Source organism: Streptomyces sp. NBC_00289 (assembly GCF_041435115.1).
GTDB lineage: Bacteria > Actinomycetota > Actinomycetes > Streptomycetales > Streptomycetaceae > Streptomyces.
Window position 1 is genome coordinate 4,302,581 of the sequence record NZ_CP108046.1, and the last position, 14,898, is coordinate 4,317,478.

Consider the following 14,898-nt stretch of genomic DNA (forward strand, 5'->3'; position numbering starts at 1 on the left):
CCGGTGCGGCGGGCAGCCCCTCGAACGCTCCCCCCGCCCCGGCTCAGGGGCGATATCAGGGTCCGGCCAGGGTCGTTCCGACTGCCGCCGGAGCGCCGGGCCCGTCACCATGGACGCATGACAGAGCACCAGCACGCCGCGACGGGTCCGGGATCCGGCTCCGGCCCACCCCCTGCCCCGGGCGGCGGGCCGCGGGATGCCACGCCCGCCGCGGCCGGCCCGGGCGAGGAGAAGGCCACCGCCGGGGGCGGCACCGCGGCCTCGCAACCGGTCGCGCCCGGCGAACCGGGGGTGGCCGGGCCGCCCCACAGCTTCCGGCGCGACCGGCGGTCGAAGACGCTCGCCGGGGTGTGCGCCGGGCTCGGTCGGCAGTGCGAGATGGATCCGGTGATCTTCCGGATCACGCTCGCCGTGCTCGCCGCGACCGGCGGCATCGGCCTCATCTTCTACGGGTTCGCCTGGCTGTTCGTCCCGTACGACGACGAGGACGAGAACGAGGTGCGCAAGCTGCTGACCGGCCGGGTCGACGGCCAGGCCCTGGCCGCCGTGCTGTTCGCGCTGGTCGGCTGCGGTGTGTTCCTGACGATGCTGAGGAACGGCGGGGTGCTGGCCTTCGCCGTGGTCCTGTCCCTGCTTCTCGCGGGCGCGGGGTACTGGTCCCGGCATCGCGGCGCCCCCGACCCCGACCCGCTGGCCGCCCAGGCCGTCGCGGACGCCCCGCCGGAGGCCCAGGCGCCGCCCGTGCCCGCCGGCTATCCGTCCTGGTGGCGCGACCCCATCGTCAAGGACGGCACGCACGAGGGCGGCACCGGCTATCTGTGGGGTCCCCGGGACTCCCGTGACCGCGACATCGCGGCAGCCGTCAGCATCGGCCTCCGCGGGTACGGAAGCAGCCGCGGGGACATGGGCCCCGCGCGCGCCGGACAGCCGAAGCCGCGCGGTCCTCGCTGGATCGGCGGCTGGGTGTTGCTGATCGCCCTGCTCGCGGGCGGTCTCGGCACCAGCGCGACCTGGGACGACCACGCGCTCGGCACCAGCCTGCAGGCCGGGCTGGCCTGCGCGCTCGCCGTCTTCGGTCTGGGTATCGCGGTCAGCGCGTTTCTCGGGCGCACGGGGGCGGGGTCGGTGTTCCTGGCGATCATCACGGCGGCCCTGCTCGCCGGCGCGGCCGCCCTGCCCGGGAACATCAGCACGCACTGGGTGCGCACGACGTGGCGGCCCGCCTCGGTGGCGGAGATGCAGCAGAAGTACGACCTCGGCACCGGCGTCGGCACCCTGGACCTGACCCGGCTGGACGTGGCCAAGGGGAAGACGGTGGAGTCGGAGGTCGAGGTGGGCGTGGGCCGGGTGCGGGTGATCGTGCCGCCGGACCTGAGGGTGAAGCTGCACCTGGACGTGGGAGTGGGCGACATCCAGTTGCCGGGTGACGACAAGAAGGACGTGGACGTGCAGCCGGGCAGGTACAAGGAGGTGACCCTGTCGCCGACCTCGGGCGCCAAGGCCACGGGCACGCTCGACCTCGACGTGCAGGTGGGCGTGGGACAGGCGGAGGTGACCCGTGCTACGTCATGAGTTCCAGCCCGGGAAGCTGGTCGCCGGGGCCTTCCTCACCCTCGCCGGCGTCATCTACGCGGGTGACGCGGGCGGCCTCTGGGAGACCCCGTGGTTCGCGGTGATCCCGATCGTCGTCGGCGGCCTCTGCCTCGCCGGTGCCGTGGGCTTCCTCGCCGGGGGCATACGCAGACGCCGGGCAGGCCGGGCTGGCAGGGCAGGCGGTCCGGGCGGCCCCGCCGAGGTCCGGCAGGACACGGGAGGCTGACCGGCCGCGCCCGCTCGGGACACCCCTCGCGGCCCTCGGGGCAGCGCGGACAAAGTGGCCGGCAGCTCCCACAGGTGGGAGCCGCCGACCGGTGTCCGCGGAAGCCGAGTGCTCCGCTGGAAGTGCCGCGATGCGCCGTCGATCGTCCACAGCCCCGACGTAGCTGGTCGCGCAGTTCCGCGCGCCTGCCTCCGCGGGCGCTGCCGAACACGGCGAGGGCGTCGCGACGGGGCGGATGGTGCCTGCCGTGGCGCTACCGGAAGCTTCCCGTTCGCCGCCGTCGGCGGTTGCGCAGCGCGGCGTCCACGGAGAAGACGGAGGCGCCCGCGAGGACGAGAGGGATCCACGCCATCAGGTAGGGGAGATCGTTGCCGTAGTAGTAGGGGTCGGAGGCCCAGCTGACGGTCAGCCACAGGCTCAGGGAGATCAGTACACCGCCGAGCGCGGCCAGGCGGGCGAGCAGGCCGATCAGGGTGCCGATGCCGACGGCGAGCTCACCGAAGGCGATCGCGTACCCGAAGCCGACCGGGCTCTTCAGGGCCATGTCGATCATGGCCGGGATGGCCGCGGTGTCGCGGACCCCGCGCATCATGTCGCCGACCGAGCCGGAACCGGAGTCCTTCAGGAACGCGCTGTCGGTGAGTTTGTCCAGGCCGGCGTAGATGAAGGTGACGCCGAGAAAGACGCGTAGCGGGAGCAGCGCGTAGCGGGTGGCGGTCTCCCGCCAGTCGCCGCCGCCCCCCGCGTAGGGAGTGTGCGTGTCCGTACGAATGCCGTGAGTCATCGTCCTCAGCCGCCTCTCGCCCGCCGTACCGTGACTCCTCGAATGACGATACGTACGGGAGGGAAGTTCGGCTCATTCCGGTCCCGGCCAGTTTTTCCGACTTGGTCCGCTTCGACGCCCGCCGTGCCGACCGGTGGGGCAGGAGAGCCGGTCGGTCAGTCCGTCACATCGATCGCGTACCGGTTGGTCTCCACGCCCGCTGCCGTGATCACCTGGACCTCCACCCGTCCGGGCTCGACGTCCGCCGGCACCGGCACGGTGAGGACCGCGTCCGTGGGGTTGCTGAAACCGCCGGCGACCGGCACGAGCGGAACATGCACGTGCACCGCGCCGATGCGTACGACCATCCGCGACAGCCGTTCGGCGGTCTGGGCGCCCGGTGGCACGAAGGCCGCCCCGCGGATCTCGATGTCGTCGCCGGTGCGGATCGGCGCGTCCAGATCGCCGGCCTCCCGCGAGCGCACCACGGAGAGGATCACCGGCCGGCCTCCCTCGGCGTACTTCCCGGCCACATAGGTCGCCGCCGACACCAGCACCACCACCGCCAGACCCCAGGGGAGATCGGGCAGTTGGTCGGGCCGCCGGGCCAGCCGTACGGCCGCGAACAGCAGGGTGACGGCGCTGATCACGACGTACTGGATGTCGGCGAAGGCCCCGCGGCCCGCGTCGTCGGTCAGCAGGTCGGCGGCCCGTGGCCGGTCCGCGCGCACCTTCTGCAGGCGCTGTCCCAGCACCCGCAGGCCGACCACCCGCCGTACCAGTACGGCGATCCCGCACACCACGGCGAGTACGGTCACCACGCCGGCGCCCCGGGCCAGTTCGAGGCCGGTGATCAGCGCGTCGCGCTGCGCGTGTCCGGAGGCCGCCGCGAGACGGCCCACCAGCACGAGCACGGCGTACACGACGAACAGCACCCACGCCGCCGCCACCGCGCGGGAGGTGGACAGCCGGTTGTCCTCACCGATCACGGGTGCCAGCGCACCGCCCCGCGCCCGGTGGAACCACGAGGCCGCCGTCAGCGCACCGGCCACGAGCAGGGCCGCGAGGAGGCCGGCGGTGCGCGCCGTCGACCAGCCGGCGCCGATCGCCGTCAGCGACTGCACCAGGAGCAGCGCGAGGACCATCGACCACACGGCGAACGCCGTACGGCGCCACAGTCGCGTCAGCCACGCCTCGCCCTCGGCCCGCCCGCGCTCGGCGACGTGTTCCGCGGACTGCGTCAGTTCCTCCGAGACCCACTGCCGGGAGGCCGAGACCGAGTGGGCCACGGCTGCCGGCAGCCCCTGCCCGGCCGCGAATCCGTCCCGTTTCGAAAGGAATTCGGCGACTGCCCGCCGATGCCCCGCACGCGCCCCGTGCGGGCAGTCCCCGCAGGTGCAGCCGCCCCCGTGGGCAGCCGCTTCCGCGTTCTGTCTCGCCTCCTGCACCGCCACGCCCGATGCCCGCCTTCCCCGCTACCCTCATGATCGGTGACCCCTGAGAAATCCGGTCACCGCGCGACAAACAACTCCCCCGCGATGACAGCGAATTGTGCCCTACGGCACACCGCCCGTGTCCGGCAGGTCTGGTCAGCGCGGGTGAAGTGGCCGCCACCGTGTTGACCTGGCTGCGAGAATCTGCCCATGGCCGAGATCATCCAGCGTGACGGGACCTGGGCCTTCGACGGCAGCACGGTCCGGATCACGCCGGGACTCCACCGCTCCGTGCCGCTGTTCCGGCAGACGTACGGAGAGGTCGCCGTGCCGCTGGAGGCCATCTCCGGGGTCGTCTACGAGCCGGAACGCAAGCGGGGCCGGCTGCGGATGCGGCTGCGTGAGGGCGCGGACCCGCTACTGCAGGCGACCGGTGGCCGGTTGCCCGACCCGGCGGACCCGTACCGGCTGGTCGTGGACGTCGACCGGGCCGGGGTCGCGGAGTACGTGGCCGAGGAGATCCGCCACGCCCTGCTCCTGGACCAGATCCCCAAGGAGCCCACCCGGGCCTACCTCCTGCCCGGGCCGCCCGTCCCGGTCTCGGTCCGTTCGTCCGACGGCACGGTCTCCTTCGACGGCACCCAGGTGCGCATCGACTGGGCCGACACCTCCGACCGCGTCAAACGCGCGACCGGCCCGCGGATCATCTCGGTGGCCGACGTGGTCCGGGTCGAGTGGCTGCCCAACTCCGGTTACGAGGACGGCTTCCTGCGCTTCGCGACCCGCGAGACGGCGTTCTCCAAGCTGCCGCCCGAGAAGGACCCGTACGCGCTGGACCTGTGGGGCAGTATCCGCCGCGACCTGCTCACGGCCCTCGTCGCGACCGCGGTCACGGCCCGCCTTCCGCACCCCTCCACCCAGGCCGGGGACCACCCCGCGGACCGGCCGCACCCGGCGGCGTCCGTGCCGCCCCCGGCCGACCATCACGACGTACTCCTGCGCCGGCTGCGGGAACTGGGCGAACTGCACCGGGCCGGGGTGCTGACGGACGAGGAGTTCGCGGCGACGAAGGCCGCGGTGCTACGGGGGTTCTGACGCGGCGGGCAAGAAGGCACCCGCACGCACCCTCAGCTCAGCAAATCCGGTTCGGTTCGGCTGATGTCCTGCCACAACGGCTGGTAGTTGATCCAGGCGACGAGGTCGCCGCCCAGTTGCTCCCGGGTCGCGACCGCCGCCTTGTGGTCGATGAGCACCGGGCGCCCGGCCGCCTTCGCCGACAGCTGCACCTGGGAGGAGCGTTCCATGGACAGGAACCACCAGGCCGCCGCGTCCACCGAGTCGCCGACCGTCAGCAGGCCGTGGTTGCGCAGCACGAGGGCCTTGTGCGAGCTGAGCGCGCTCGCGATCCGGCGGCCCTCGACGGCGTCGACGGCGACGCCGGTGTAGGCGTCGTACAGGGCGTGGTCCTCGTAGAACGCGCAGCTCTCCTGCGAGATGGGGTCGAGCAGGTCGCCGAGTGCGGCGAGGGCCCGGCCGTAGACCGAGTGGCAGTGGGCGACCGCGACGACGTCGGGGCGGGCGGCGTGCACCTGGGCGTGAACGGTGAACGCCGCCTGGTTGACGTGGTAGCGGCCCTCGATCACCTGCCCGTCCGTGTTGGCGAGGACGAGGTCGCTCACCGTGACGTGCTTGAACGGCATACCGAACGGATTGACCCAGAAACAGTCACTGAACTCCGGGTCGCGTGCGGTGATGTGCCCCGACACCCCGTCCTCGAAGCCGCGCGCCCCGAAGATCCGCAGCGCGCCCGCGAGCCGCTCCTTGCGGTGCCGGCGCTCGTCGTCGACCGAGTCGTGCATCGGCGGCATCGCGAACCGGAGCCGGTCCGTGGGCAGCGGCGGGGGTGGAGTGGGCCCGGGCATAGGTCCTCCAGCACTGGGTTGCTTTACGGGGCGGAAGTTACCGTCGGTCAGCGCAGGAGAACAGGGATGTTATGCAAACATGACGTTCGCAACGGAAATGCGGTACGCCGACCGGGACACGCAAGGCCGATACCGGACAGAAGATGTCAGGTATCAGCAGGACACTGACCCCATGAGTCGTACGAACTGGGCAGCCTTCGCCGCCGCGGCACCCGAATTCGCCGGAACCGTCGAGAACCGCTTCGGGGCCTTCACCCACCACACCCTCGCGACCCTCCGTAAGGACGGATCGCCCCGCACCACCGGCCTGGAGGTGCGTTTCCTGCGTGGCGAGCTGTGGCTCGGCATGATGCCGGACTCGCTCAAGGCGCTGGACCTGCGCCGCGACCCGCGCTTCGCGCTCCAGGCGAACCCCGGGGCCGGCACCGGCATGGGCGGCGGGGACGTGCGGATCAGCGGTCGGGCGATCGAGGTGACGGACGCGGAGACGAAGGCCGGATACGTGGAAGAGGTGGAACCGCCGGAGCCGTTCCACCTCTTCCGCACCGAGTTGACGGAGGTCGTACGCACCTCTGTCGAGGACGACACGTACCTGGTCGTCGAGGTCTGGCGGCCCGGAGCGCCGGTGCGGACGCTCAGGCGGACCTGACCCTCACGGCGTGCCTGACCTCACGACGCGGGGGCTACTCCCACTCGATGGTGCCCGGCGGCTTCGAGGTCACGTCGAGGACGACCCGGTTGACGTCGGCGACCTCGTTCGTGATGCGGGTCGAGATCTTGCCGAGGACCTCGTACGGCAGGCGCGACCAGTCGGCCGTCATGGCGTCCTCGGAGGAGACCGGGCGCAGCACGATCGGGTGACCGTAGGTGCGGCCGTCGCCCTGGACGCCGACGCTGCGGACGTCCGCGAGCAGGACCACCGGGCACTGCCAGATGTCACGGTCGAGACCGGCCGCCGTCAGCTCCTCGCGGGCGATCGCGTCGGCGTCGCGGAGCAGGTCGAGCCGCTCCTTGGTGACCTCGCCGACGATCCGGATACCGAGGCCGGGGCCGGGGAACGGCTGGCGCTGGACGATCTCCTCCGGCAGGCCGAGCTCCTGGCCGACCATCCGGACCTCGTCCTTGAACAGCTTGCGCAGCGGCTCGATCAGCTGGAACTCGAGGTCCTCGGGGAGGCCGCCCACGTTGTGGTGGGACTTGATGTTCGCCGTGCCGGTGCCGCCGCCGGACTCGACCACGTCCGGGTAGAGGGTGCCCTGGACCAGGAAGGCGACCTCGGGACCCTCGTCGGCGATGATCTCCGCCTGCGCCTGCTCGAAGACCCGGATGAACTCCCGGCCGATGATCTTCCGCTTCTGCTCGGGGTCGGAGACGCCCTTGAGCGCGGTGAGGAAGCGCTCCTCGGCGTCGACGACCTTGAGCTGGACGCCGGTCGCGGCGACGAAGTCCTTCTCGACCTGCTCGGTCTCGCCCTTGCGCATCAGGCCGTGGTCGACGTACACGCAGGTCAACTGCGAGCCGATGGCCTTCTGGACCAGCGCGGCGGCGACGGCGGAGTCCACGCCGCCGGACAGCCCGCAGATCGCGCGCTTGTCGCCGACCTGCTCGCGGATGGCCGCGACCTGTTCGTCGATGACGTTGCCGGTGGTCCAGTCCGGGCTGAGGCCCGCACCGCGGTACAGGAAGTGCTCCAGCACCTGCTGGCCGTGCGTGGTGTGCATGACCTCGGGGTGGTACTGGACGCCGTAGAGCTTCTTCTCGTCGTTCTCGAAGGCGGCGACCGGGACGACGTCCGTGGACGCCGTGACCGAGAAGCCCTCGGGGGCGGCAGAGCAGGCGTCGCCGTGGGACATCCACACCGACTGCTCGTCCGGGGTGCCCTCGAACAGGGTGGAGGACGACCTCGAGACGTGCAGCGGCGTACGGCCGTACTCGCGGGCGCCGGTGTTGTCGACGGTCCCGCCGAGGGTCGTGGCCATCAGCTGGAAGCCGTAGCACATACCGAAGACCGGGACGCCGGACTCGAAGAGTTCGCGGTCGAGGCGGGGCGCGCCCTCCGCGTAGACCGACGAGGGGCCTCCGGAGAGGATGATCGCCGCCGGGTTCTTGGCGAGCATCTCCGCGACCGGCGTGGTGCTCGGCACGATCTCGCTGTAGACCCGGGCCTCGCGGACACGACGGGCGATGAGCTGGGCGTACTGCGCACCGAAGTCGACGACCAGGACGGTGTCGGGGGCGGCGGGGGACGCTTCTGGCACGGTTTGCCTTCCGGCGGTGAGCAAGGGTGTCTGGGGTCGATTCTACCGGGGGCCGGAGTGGGGGTGCCGCCTGCGGGGTTTCGTCCCCTCCGCCCCTCCCCTTCCCGTCCCTGGGGCTGCCGCCCCGGGCCCCCGCTTCGGCCCGAGGGGCCTCCTCCTCGAACGCCGGACGGGCTGGACGTGCCCGGCCCCCGGGTTGGACGGGGACCCGCTCCCGTGCATACTGGGCCCCATGCTCACGCACCCGACCTTCCTCTTTACCTATGGCAACCGGCCCACCGGCTGCCATGGTCGTGCTGCTTGAGCAACTGACAAGCGACTTCCCAGGCGCCCCGGGCCGACAAGGCCCGGGGCGCCTGTCGTTTTCCCGGGTCCTGCCGTTCCGGGGCAGCCGTCCTCCAAAGGAGCCCCCTGTGACCGCGATCGACGTGACCGGCGCCCGTACCCCCGAGGCCGCCGAGGTGATCGGTGACGCCCGTGCGCGCATCGACGCGCTCGACGACCGGATCATCGGCCTCGTCCACGAACGGATGGCCGTGTCCGCCGTCATCCAGGACGCCCGGATCGCCTCCGGTGGCCGACGCGTGAACCTCTCCCGCGAGATGGAGGTCCTCGGCCACTACAGGGAGGCGCTGGACAGGCCCGGCACGTCCCTCGCCATGACGCTCCTCGAGCTGTGCCGCGGTCGCATCTGAGTTCGGGCCCCCTCTCACCCGTACGGCGCGTGACCGCGGCGTGAACCCCTTCGTTGGTCCCGGTGTCCGTGCCAGCCAGGGGCGGGCCCGAAAGAACCACGCGTGGCTCACTGGGGCGATGAGACGTACGGGTCGTGCCGTACGTCGTGGGACCTCGTCCCGGACAAGTGACCGGACGGCAGGGGACAGCAGCCCGGTCACCCAAGAGAACGGTCGGCTCCGGGGACGCCCGGGGCCGCCCGGCGGACACCACCCAGACCCGCAAGAGGCCCGGCCGGCCGAAGGCATCGGACAAGCGGCGCACCCCCCCGGCGCCGCTCCCCCAGGCACCGGCGCTGCCCTGACGTCGGTGCTGACGAGCGAAGGGCCCCGCGGCTCCGCCCCGCGGGGCCCTTCGCATGCCCGCGCACCTTCCCGCGCCCCGCCCATACCCGGGCTCGTTCGCGTGCCCGTTCGCCGGGCCGGGTTCGCTTGGTCCGAACCTTCGAGAATTTCTGTGAGTGCGAACACAACCATTCACACTCGTCACGGATCAAACCCTGTGAACCAGGGGCCACACCCCTCGGAGAAGGACCTGCGCTCGGAGGGGGGCGCAGGTCCTTCTTCATGCCCGGCCCCGGCTCCGGGCCTACTTGCTTCGGGCCTACTTCTTCGGCGGTACCGCCGGCATCCCCAGGAACGGCAGCCGCAGCGCGCCGAACGCCTCCGCGGGGACGGCCGGCGTCTTGGGCTCGACCGGCTGAAGGCGTTCGTAGGCCGCCGCCTGCGCCGGCCGCGGGTCGGTCTCGCCCTTGTTCGGCCAGTACGACATCGCCCGCTCGGCCTGGGCGGTGATCGTCAGGGACGGATTCACTCCCAGGTTCGCCGAGACCGCGGCGCCGTCGACGACCGAGATGCCGGAGTGTCCGTACAGGCGGTGGTACGGGTCGATCACGCCGGTCTCGCGGGACGAACCGATCGGACAGCCGCCGAGGAAGTGGGCGGTGAGCGGGGTGCCCATCAGCTCGCCCACGTTCGAGCCGGCGAAGCCGTTGATCTCGGCGGCGATGGCGGAGGCGCCCTCGGAGGCGGCCTTGATCTGCTTGGGGTTCGGTGAGCCGTGGCCCTGCCTGGCCGTCAGCAGTCCCTTGCCCACGCCGTCCGGCTTGAGATGGGTCGTCAGGGAGTTGTCCAGGGACTGCATCACCAGACCGATGATGGTCCGCTCGGACCAGCGGCGGTTGGAGAGGGAGCGCAGGACCAGGACGGGGTGCCGCGCGGCATTGCGCAGCCAGGCCGCGGCCCGTGAGGTGCCCTCCGCGTACGGGACCTGGAGGATCGACAGGCCGCCCATCGAGTTGGAGCCCTTGCCGTAGCGGACCGGCTCGATGTGGGTGTTCGCGTCGGGGTGGATCGAGGAGGTGATGGCGACCCCGCGGGTGAAGTCGGCCTTCGGTTCGCCGGTGGCCCTGCGGTAGCGCCGGTCGCTGGTCTGCGCGCCCACCAGCGCCTCGGAGTTGGTGCGGGTCAGCTCGCCCAGCCGGTCCGAGACGTGAGGGAGCTGGCCGCCCGCCTTCATGCGGTGCAGCAGGGTCTGGGTGCCGTAGGTGCCGGCGGCGAGGACGACCCGGCGGGCCTTGTAGGTCCGGCCCCGTCCCTTGCGGCGGTCGTCGGTGGGGAGGGTGGCCACGGCGTAGCCGCCCTGTGAGTCGTCGGTGACCGACACGACCGTGGTCAGCGGGTGCACGACCGCCCCCGCCTTCTCGGCGAGGTACAGGTAGTTCTCGTTGAGGGTGTTCTTCGCGCCGTGCCGGCAGCCGGTCATGCACTCGCCGCACTCGGTGCAGGCCTTGCGGTCGGGGCCCGCGCCCCCGAAGTAGGGGTCCGCGACCCGCTCGCCGGGCGTCGCCCGCACCGTCTTGTCGGCGTCCTCGCCGTCGCCGAAGAACACCCCGACCGGCGCCATGTGGAAGGTGTCGCCGACGCCCATCCGCTCGGCGGCCGCCTTGAGGTGGACGTCGGACGGCGTCATGGTCGGGTTGAGCCGTACGCCGAGCATGCGCCGCGCCTGGTCGTAGTACGGCTCCAGCTCCGCCTGCCAGTCCGTGATGTCACGCCACTGCGGGTCCTCGAAGAACGGCTTCGGCGGTACGTAGAGGGTGTTGGCGTAGTTGAGGGAGCCGCCGCCGACGCCCGCGCCCGCCAGGACCATGACGTTGCCCAGCAGGTGGATGCGCTGGAGGCCGTACATGCCGAGCCTGGGCGCCCAGAGGTAGTTCTTCAGGTCCCAGGAGTTCTTGGGCAGCGTGCCGGGGGTGAAGCGGCGGCCCGCCTCCAGCACACCGACCCGGTAGCCCTTCTCCGTCAGGCGCAGGGCGGTGACGGAACCGCCGAAGCCCGAGCCGACGACGATGACGTCGTAGTCATGGTCGCGGCCGTCGTCCTCGCCCTGGTCGCGGACGGAGTTCTCCTGTGACACGTGCTCTCCTCGTTGAGAACGGGTGCTGCCCGGGCCGGCAGGACCGGCCCGGCAGGGCCTAGCGGAAGCGGAACGCCTTCATCAGTCGCAGACTCCGGCTCATGAACGCCGCGTACTTCTCGTCGTCCATGCCCATGGACGGAGCCATCGGCAACAGCCGCTGCTGCGCGACCGTCTGTGCCTCGGTGTACTTGAGGATGCCCTCGGAGCCGTGCCGGCGTCCGAGGCCGGAGTCCTTCATGCCGCCCATCGGCGACTGGACGCTGCCGTACGCGGGCGCGTAGCCCTCGTTGACGTTCACCGTCCCCGTGCGCAGGCGGGAGGCGACCTCGCGACCGCGCCGGCCGTCCTTCGTCCAGACCGAGGAGTTCAGGCCGTACGGCGTGGAGTTGGCGAGCTCGACCGCCTCGTCCTCGGTCGTGAAGCGGTAGATCGACACGACCGGGCCGAAGGTCTCCTCGGAGCAGACCGACATGGGGGCCTCGACGCCGTCGAGGATGGTCGGCTCGAAGAAGTAGGGGCCGATGTCCGGGCGGGCGACGCCGCCGGCGACGAGCCTGGCGCCCTTGGCGACCGCCTCGTCGACGTGCCGGGTGACCGTCTCCAGCTGGCGTTCGCCCACCAGCGAGCCCATGTCGGCGCCGTAGGCGAGGGAGGTGCCGAGCCGCATCGCCTTCGTGCGGGCGGCGAAGCGCTCGAGGAAGGCGTCCGCGATCGACTCGTGGACGTACAACCGCTCGATGGAGATGCACAGTTGGCCGGCGGAGGAGAAGCAGGCGCGGACCGCTCCCGCGGCCGCCTTCTCGATGTCGGCGTCCTCGAGCACCACCATGGCGTTCTTGCCGCCCAGTTCGAGGGAGACACCGATCAGGCGGGCGGCCGCGCCCTGGGCGACCTCGCGGCCGGTGCGGGTGGAGCCGGTGAAGGAGACGTAGTCGGCGTGCCGGACGATCTCCGGGCCCACGACGGGGCCCTCGCCGAGGACGACCTGGAAGACGTCGGCGGGCAGACCGGCCTCGATCAGCAGGTCCCGCGCCCACAGGGCGGTCAGGCAGGTCTCCGTGTCCGGCTTCATGACGACGGCGTTGCCCGCGACGAAGGCCGGCAGCGCGTCGCCGACCGACAGCTCCAGCGGGTAGTTCCAGGGCGCTATCTGGCCGACGACTCCGCGCGGGTGGCGCAGTTCGGTGACCTTCGTGAGGGTCGGGACGGCGCCGGCGTGCCGCTTGGGCCTGAGATAGGCAGGGGCCCTGCGGCCGTAGTGGCGGGCCGCGACGGCCACGGCCTGGACCTCCTCATGGGCGTGCAGCCGCGCCTTGCCGGTCTCCAGCTGGATCAGGTCGAGCACCTCGGCCTGGCGCTCCAGCACCAGGTCGTGGAAGCGCAACAGGACGGCGGCGCGCTGCCGTACCGGTGTCCGCGCCCACACCTGCTGGGCCGCGCGGGCCGACTCGTAGGCCTTCTGTACGTCCTCGGGCGTGGACTCGGGCAGGTCGGCCAGCTTCTCGCCGGTGAACGGCGAGTGGTTGGCGGTCCGTCCGGAGCCGACGACTCCCTTGGTCAGCTGGGCGACCAGCTCGGGGGTCACCACGTCGGCGGCGGTACGAGCGCCCTCCGGAGCGGGGGCGAGAGGATTGGTGCCGGTCTTGGCCGGGGCCTGCGCGTCCGTCATGAGCCGCAGGGTATGCCGGGGCGGAGACTTTGGGTACCCGTCGGTAATCGGGATTCACCGGGTGCACACATGACGCCAGTGGTCACTGGCAACAAACTCGCTGATCAGCCTGTTGTTCGGGGAACGCGGGGTCCGGGAGCGGCGGCCCCCGATTCATCCGCCTCCGGCACCCGTGATCCCGAGCCGACCGCGGGCTCCCTTGAACACGGCCGTGCCCTTCTTCTCGTCCGGCGTGCCCTTGGGCATGTCCACGCGCAGCTCGTACATGCCGCTGTCGGCGGTGAGGACGAACAACTGCATGACGCGCGTCGGGGACTCGTCCATGCCGTAGGTCGTGTCGGCGAGGGCCGCCCGGTAGCCGTGGAAGGAGGTGGCGGTCGTCTGCGTACGCGCGTCGCCGTCGTAGGCGTTCCAGGTGCCGTGCGCCTTCTGCGCCTCGCCCATGGGCGAGCCGGGGGCCTTCGCCCACTGGGTGAGGCGGACCTGGACGGTGTCGTCGAGGTCGTAGACCACCAGCCTGGGCTGATCAGTCGCACTGCCTTCCCTGGCGGTCTCCTGGTACCCGGCGGGGAGGGTCAGAACGGCACCCATCGCCTTCTCGGTGTGGGAGATCCACGGGGTTGCGGTGGAGGCGGAATCGGAAGGGGGTACGGCGGCGGGGGCGGAGGTGCGGGTGGGGGTCGGGGTCGGCTTCGTGGTCGAGCCGCTTTCGGTCTCCGTGAGGTAGGAGGACGTGCCCAGCCAGACGCCGCCGAGGAGGAGGGCGCCGAGCACGACGGCGACCGCGGGGGCGGGGGCGGTGTTGCGGAGAAGGCGGCGGATTGGCTTCGGGGTGGGGGCTTGGGTGGGAATGGGGGTGGGTATTGGCTCCGGCTCCGGCTCGCGATCCGGCTCCGGCTGCGGCTTTCGCTCCGGTGCTCCCAGCCGTACGGTCCCCACGTCGTCCGCGAACTCCCGCAGCCCTGAGGCGTCCTGCGTGTCCGTCACGTCCTGTGGGAGCGTGTCCGGCACCGGCCACCCCTCGGCCACCGCCTCCAGGACCGCGTCGACCTCCTCCGCGCCGGGCCGGCGCTCGGGGTCCTTCGCCAGCAGCCGCACCACGAGCGGTCTGAGCGGTCCCGCCTGCTTCGGCTCGGGCGGGTCGGCGGCGAGGATCGCGGCGAGCGTGGACTCCAGGGTCGTACGGCGGAACGGGGACCAGCCCTCGACCGCGGCGTACAGGAGGACGCCCAGGGACCACAGGTCGGAGGCGGGGCCGGCGCCGCGGCCCGACATCCGCTCGGGGGCGATGAACTCGAGCGAGCCGACGAACTCGCCGCTCATGGTGAGGGACTCCTCGCCCTGGATGTGGGCGATGCCGAAGTCGGTGAGGACGACCCGGTCGTGCGCGCCGAGCAGGACGTTGGCCGGCTTCACGTCGCGGTGCACGATGCCGACGGCGTGCGCGGCGCGCAGGGCGCCGAGGACGGCGCGGCCGATCCGGGCGGACTCGGCGGGCGGGACGGCCCCACGTCGGAGCAGCTCGTGCAGGGACTCGCCGCGGACCAGCTCCATGACGATCCAGGGCAGTCCGTCCTCGACGACGACGTCGTGGATGGAGACGGCGGCGGGATGGTCGACGCGGGCGGCGGCGCGGGCCTCACGGTAGAGCCGGTGCGCGGCCCGCTGGTGGCTCTCGTCCTCCGGGTCACCCGGCAACCGCGGTTGTTTGACGGCGACTTCGCGCTCCACCCGGTTGTCGAGCGCCCGCCAGACCGTGCCCATGCCGCCGGAGCCGATGCGCTCGACCAGCCGGTAGCGCCCGCCGATCACCCGGCCCCTGGGGCCACCGCCTGCCCCGCCGTTGCTCATGCCCCATGACTACCGTGCGAGGCGCCT

At 72.0% G+C, this 14,898-nt stretch carries 12 protein-coding genes; 5 read left to right on the plus strand and 7 right to left on the minus strand.

Features of this window, described 5'->3' with window-relative positions; translation table 11 throughout:
* Positions 1-117: 117 nt before the first annotated feature.
* A complete protein-coding gene (locus OG985_RS19440) occupies positions 118-1,572 on the plus strand; it encodes a PspC domain-containing protein (RefSeq protein WP_371669620.1) in 1,455 nt (484 codons plus the stop codon).
* A complete protein-coding gene (locus OG985_RS19445) occupies positions 1,559-1,819 on the plus strand; it encodes a hypothetical protein (RefSeq protein WP_371669621.1) in 261 nt (86 codons plus the stop codon). The genes OG985_RS19440 and OG985_RS19445 overlap by 14 nt, the downstream gene beginning before the upstream one ends.
* Positions 1,820-2,072: 253 nt before the next feature.
* On the opposite strand, the gene OG985_RS19450 is transcribed toward OG985_RS19445, so the two are convergent.
* A complete protein-coding gene (locus tag OG985_RS19450) occupies positions 2,073-2,603 on the minus strand; it encodes a DoxX family protein (protein WP_371669622.1) in 531 nt (176 codons plus the stop codon).
* A 155-nt stretch (positions 2,604-2,758) separates the two neighbouring features.
* Positions 2,759-4,036: a hypothetical protein gene (locus OG985_RS19455; RefSeq protein ID WP_371669623.1), complete on the minus strand. Its 1,278-nt coding sequence runs from the start codon at positions 4,034-4,036 to the stop codon at positions 2,759-2,761.
* 189 nt (positions 4,037-4,225) lie between these two features.
* Here OG985_RS19455 and OG985_RS19460 point away from each other — a divergent pair, with 189 nt between their 5' ends.
* Entirely contained in the window at positions 4,226-5,110 is an 885-nt protein-coding gene (locus OG985_RS19460; RefSeq protein ID WP_371669624.1) for a DUF4429 domain-containing protein, read from the plus strand.
* 32 nt (positions 5,111-5,142) lie between these two features.
* Here OG985_RS19460 and OG985_RS19465 read toward each other — a convergent pair whose 3' ends face one another.
* Complete coding sequence (locus OG985_RS19465; protein ID WP_371669625.1) at positions 5,143-5,937, minus strand: class II aldolase/adducin family protein; 795 nt, start codon at positions 5,935-5,937, stop codon at positions 5,143-5,145.
* 172 nt (positions 5,938-6,109) lie between these two features.
* On the opposite strand from OG985_RS19465, the gene OG985_RS19470 reads away from it, so the two are divergent.
* Positions 6,110-6,586 carry a pyridoxamine 5'-phosphate oxidase family protein gene (locus tag OG985_RS19470; protein ID WP_371669626.1) on the plus strand — a complete coding sequence of 159 codons (477 nt, stop codon included), beginning with the start codon at positions 6,110-6,112 and terminating at the stop codon, positions 6,584-6,586.
* 34 nt (positions 6,587-6,620) lie between these two features.
* Here OG985_RS19470 and guaA read toward each other — a convergent pair whose 3' ends face one another.
* The gene (gene guaA, locus OG985_RS19475; RefSeq protein ID WP_371669627.1) at positions 6,621-8,195 is read right to left on the minus strand and encodes a glutamine-hydrolyzing GMP synthase; all 1,575 of its coding nucleotides are present in this window, start codon (positions 8,193-8,195) and stop codon (positions 6,621-6,623) included.
* A gap of 413 nt (positions 8,196-8,608) precedes the next feature.
* On the opposite strand from guaA, the gene OG985_RS19480 reads away from it, so the two are divergent.
* Positions 8,609-8,890 (plus strand): chorismate mutase, encoded by a 282-nt coding sequence (locus OG985_RS19480; protein WP_371669628.1) that lies wholly within the window; start codon positions 8,609-8,611, stop codon positions 8,888-8,890.
* A 643-nt stretch (positions 8,891-9,533) separates the two neighbouring features.
* On the opposite strand, the gene OG985_RS19485 is transcribed toward OG985_RS19480, so the two are convergent.
* From OG985_RS19485 to OG985_RS19495, 3 genes are all read right to left on the minus strand, one after another.
* Entirely contained in the window at positions 9,534-11,348 is a 1,815-nt protein-coding gene (locus tag OG985_RS19485) for a GMC family oxidoreductase N-terminal domain-containing protein (RefSeq protein WP_371669629.1), read from the minus strand.
* A 58-nt stretch (positions 11,349-11,406) separates the two neighbouring features.
* The gene (locus OG985_RS19490; protein ID WP_371669630.1) at positions 11,407-13,020 is read right to left on the minus strand and encodes a succinic semialdehyde dehydrogenase; all 1,614 of its coding nucleotides are present in this window, start codon (positions 13,018-13,020) and stop codon (positions 11,407-11,409) included.
* Between the two features lie 153 nt (positions 13,021-13,173).
* Positions 13,174-14,871 (minus strand): serine/threonine-protein kinase, encoded by a 1,698-nt coding sequence (locus OG985_RS19495; protein ID WP_371669631.1) that lies wholly within the window; start codon positions 14,869-14,871, stop codon positions 13,174-13,176.
* Positions 14,872-14,898: the final 27 nt, after the last annotated feature.

Excerpts from the sequence above, each read along its gene's own strand:
- OG985_RS19440 (WP_371669620.1), top strand. The coding sequence starts at position 118 with ATGACAGAGCACCAGCACGCCGCGACGGGTCCGGGATCCGGCTCCGGC.
- OG985_RS19450 (WP_371669622.1), bottom strand. The coding sequence starts at position 2,603 with ATGACTCACGGCATTCGTACGGACACGCACACTCCCTACGCGGGGGGC.
- OG985_RS19460 (WP_371669624.1), top strand. The coding sequence starts at position 4,226 with ATGGCCGAGATCATCCAGCGTGACGGGACCTGGGCCTTCGACGGCAGC.
- OG985_RS19465 (WP_371669625.1), bottom strand. The coding sequence starts at position 5,937 with ATGCCCGGGCCCACTCCACCCCCGCCGCTGCCCACGGACCGGCTCCGG.
- OG985_RS19470 (WP_371669626.1), top strand. The coding sequence starts at position 6,110 with ATGAGTCGTACGAACTGGGCAGCCTTCGCCGCCGCGGCACCCGAATTC.
- OG985_RS19490 (WP_371669630.1), bottom strand. The coding sequence starts at position 13,020 with ATGACGGACGCGCAGGCCCCGGCCAAGACCGGCACCAATCCTCTCGCC.
- OG985_RS19495 (WP_371669631.1), bottom strand. The coding sequence starts at position 14,871 with ATGAGCAACGGCGGGGCAGGCGGTGGCCCCAGGGGCCGGGTGATCGGC.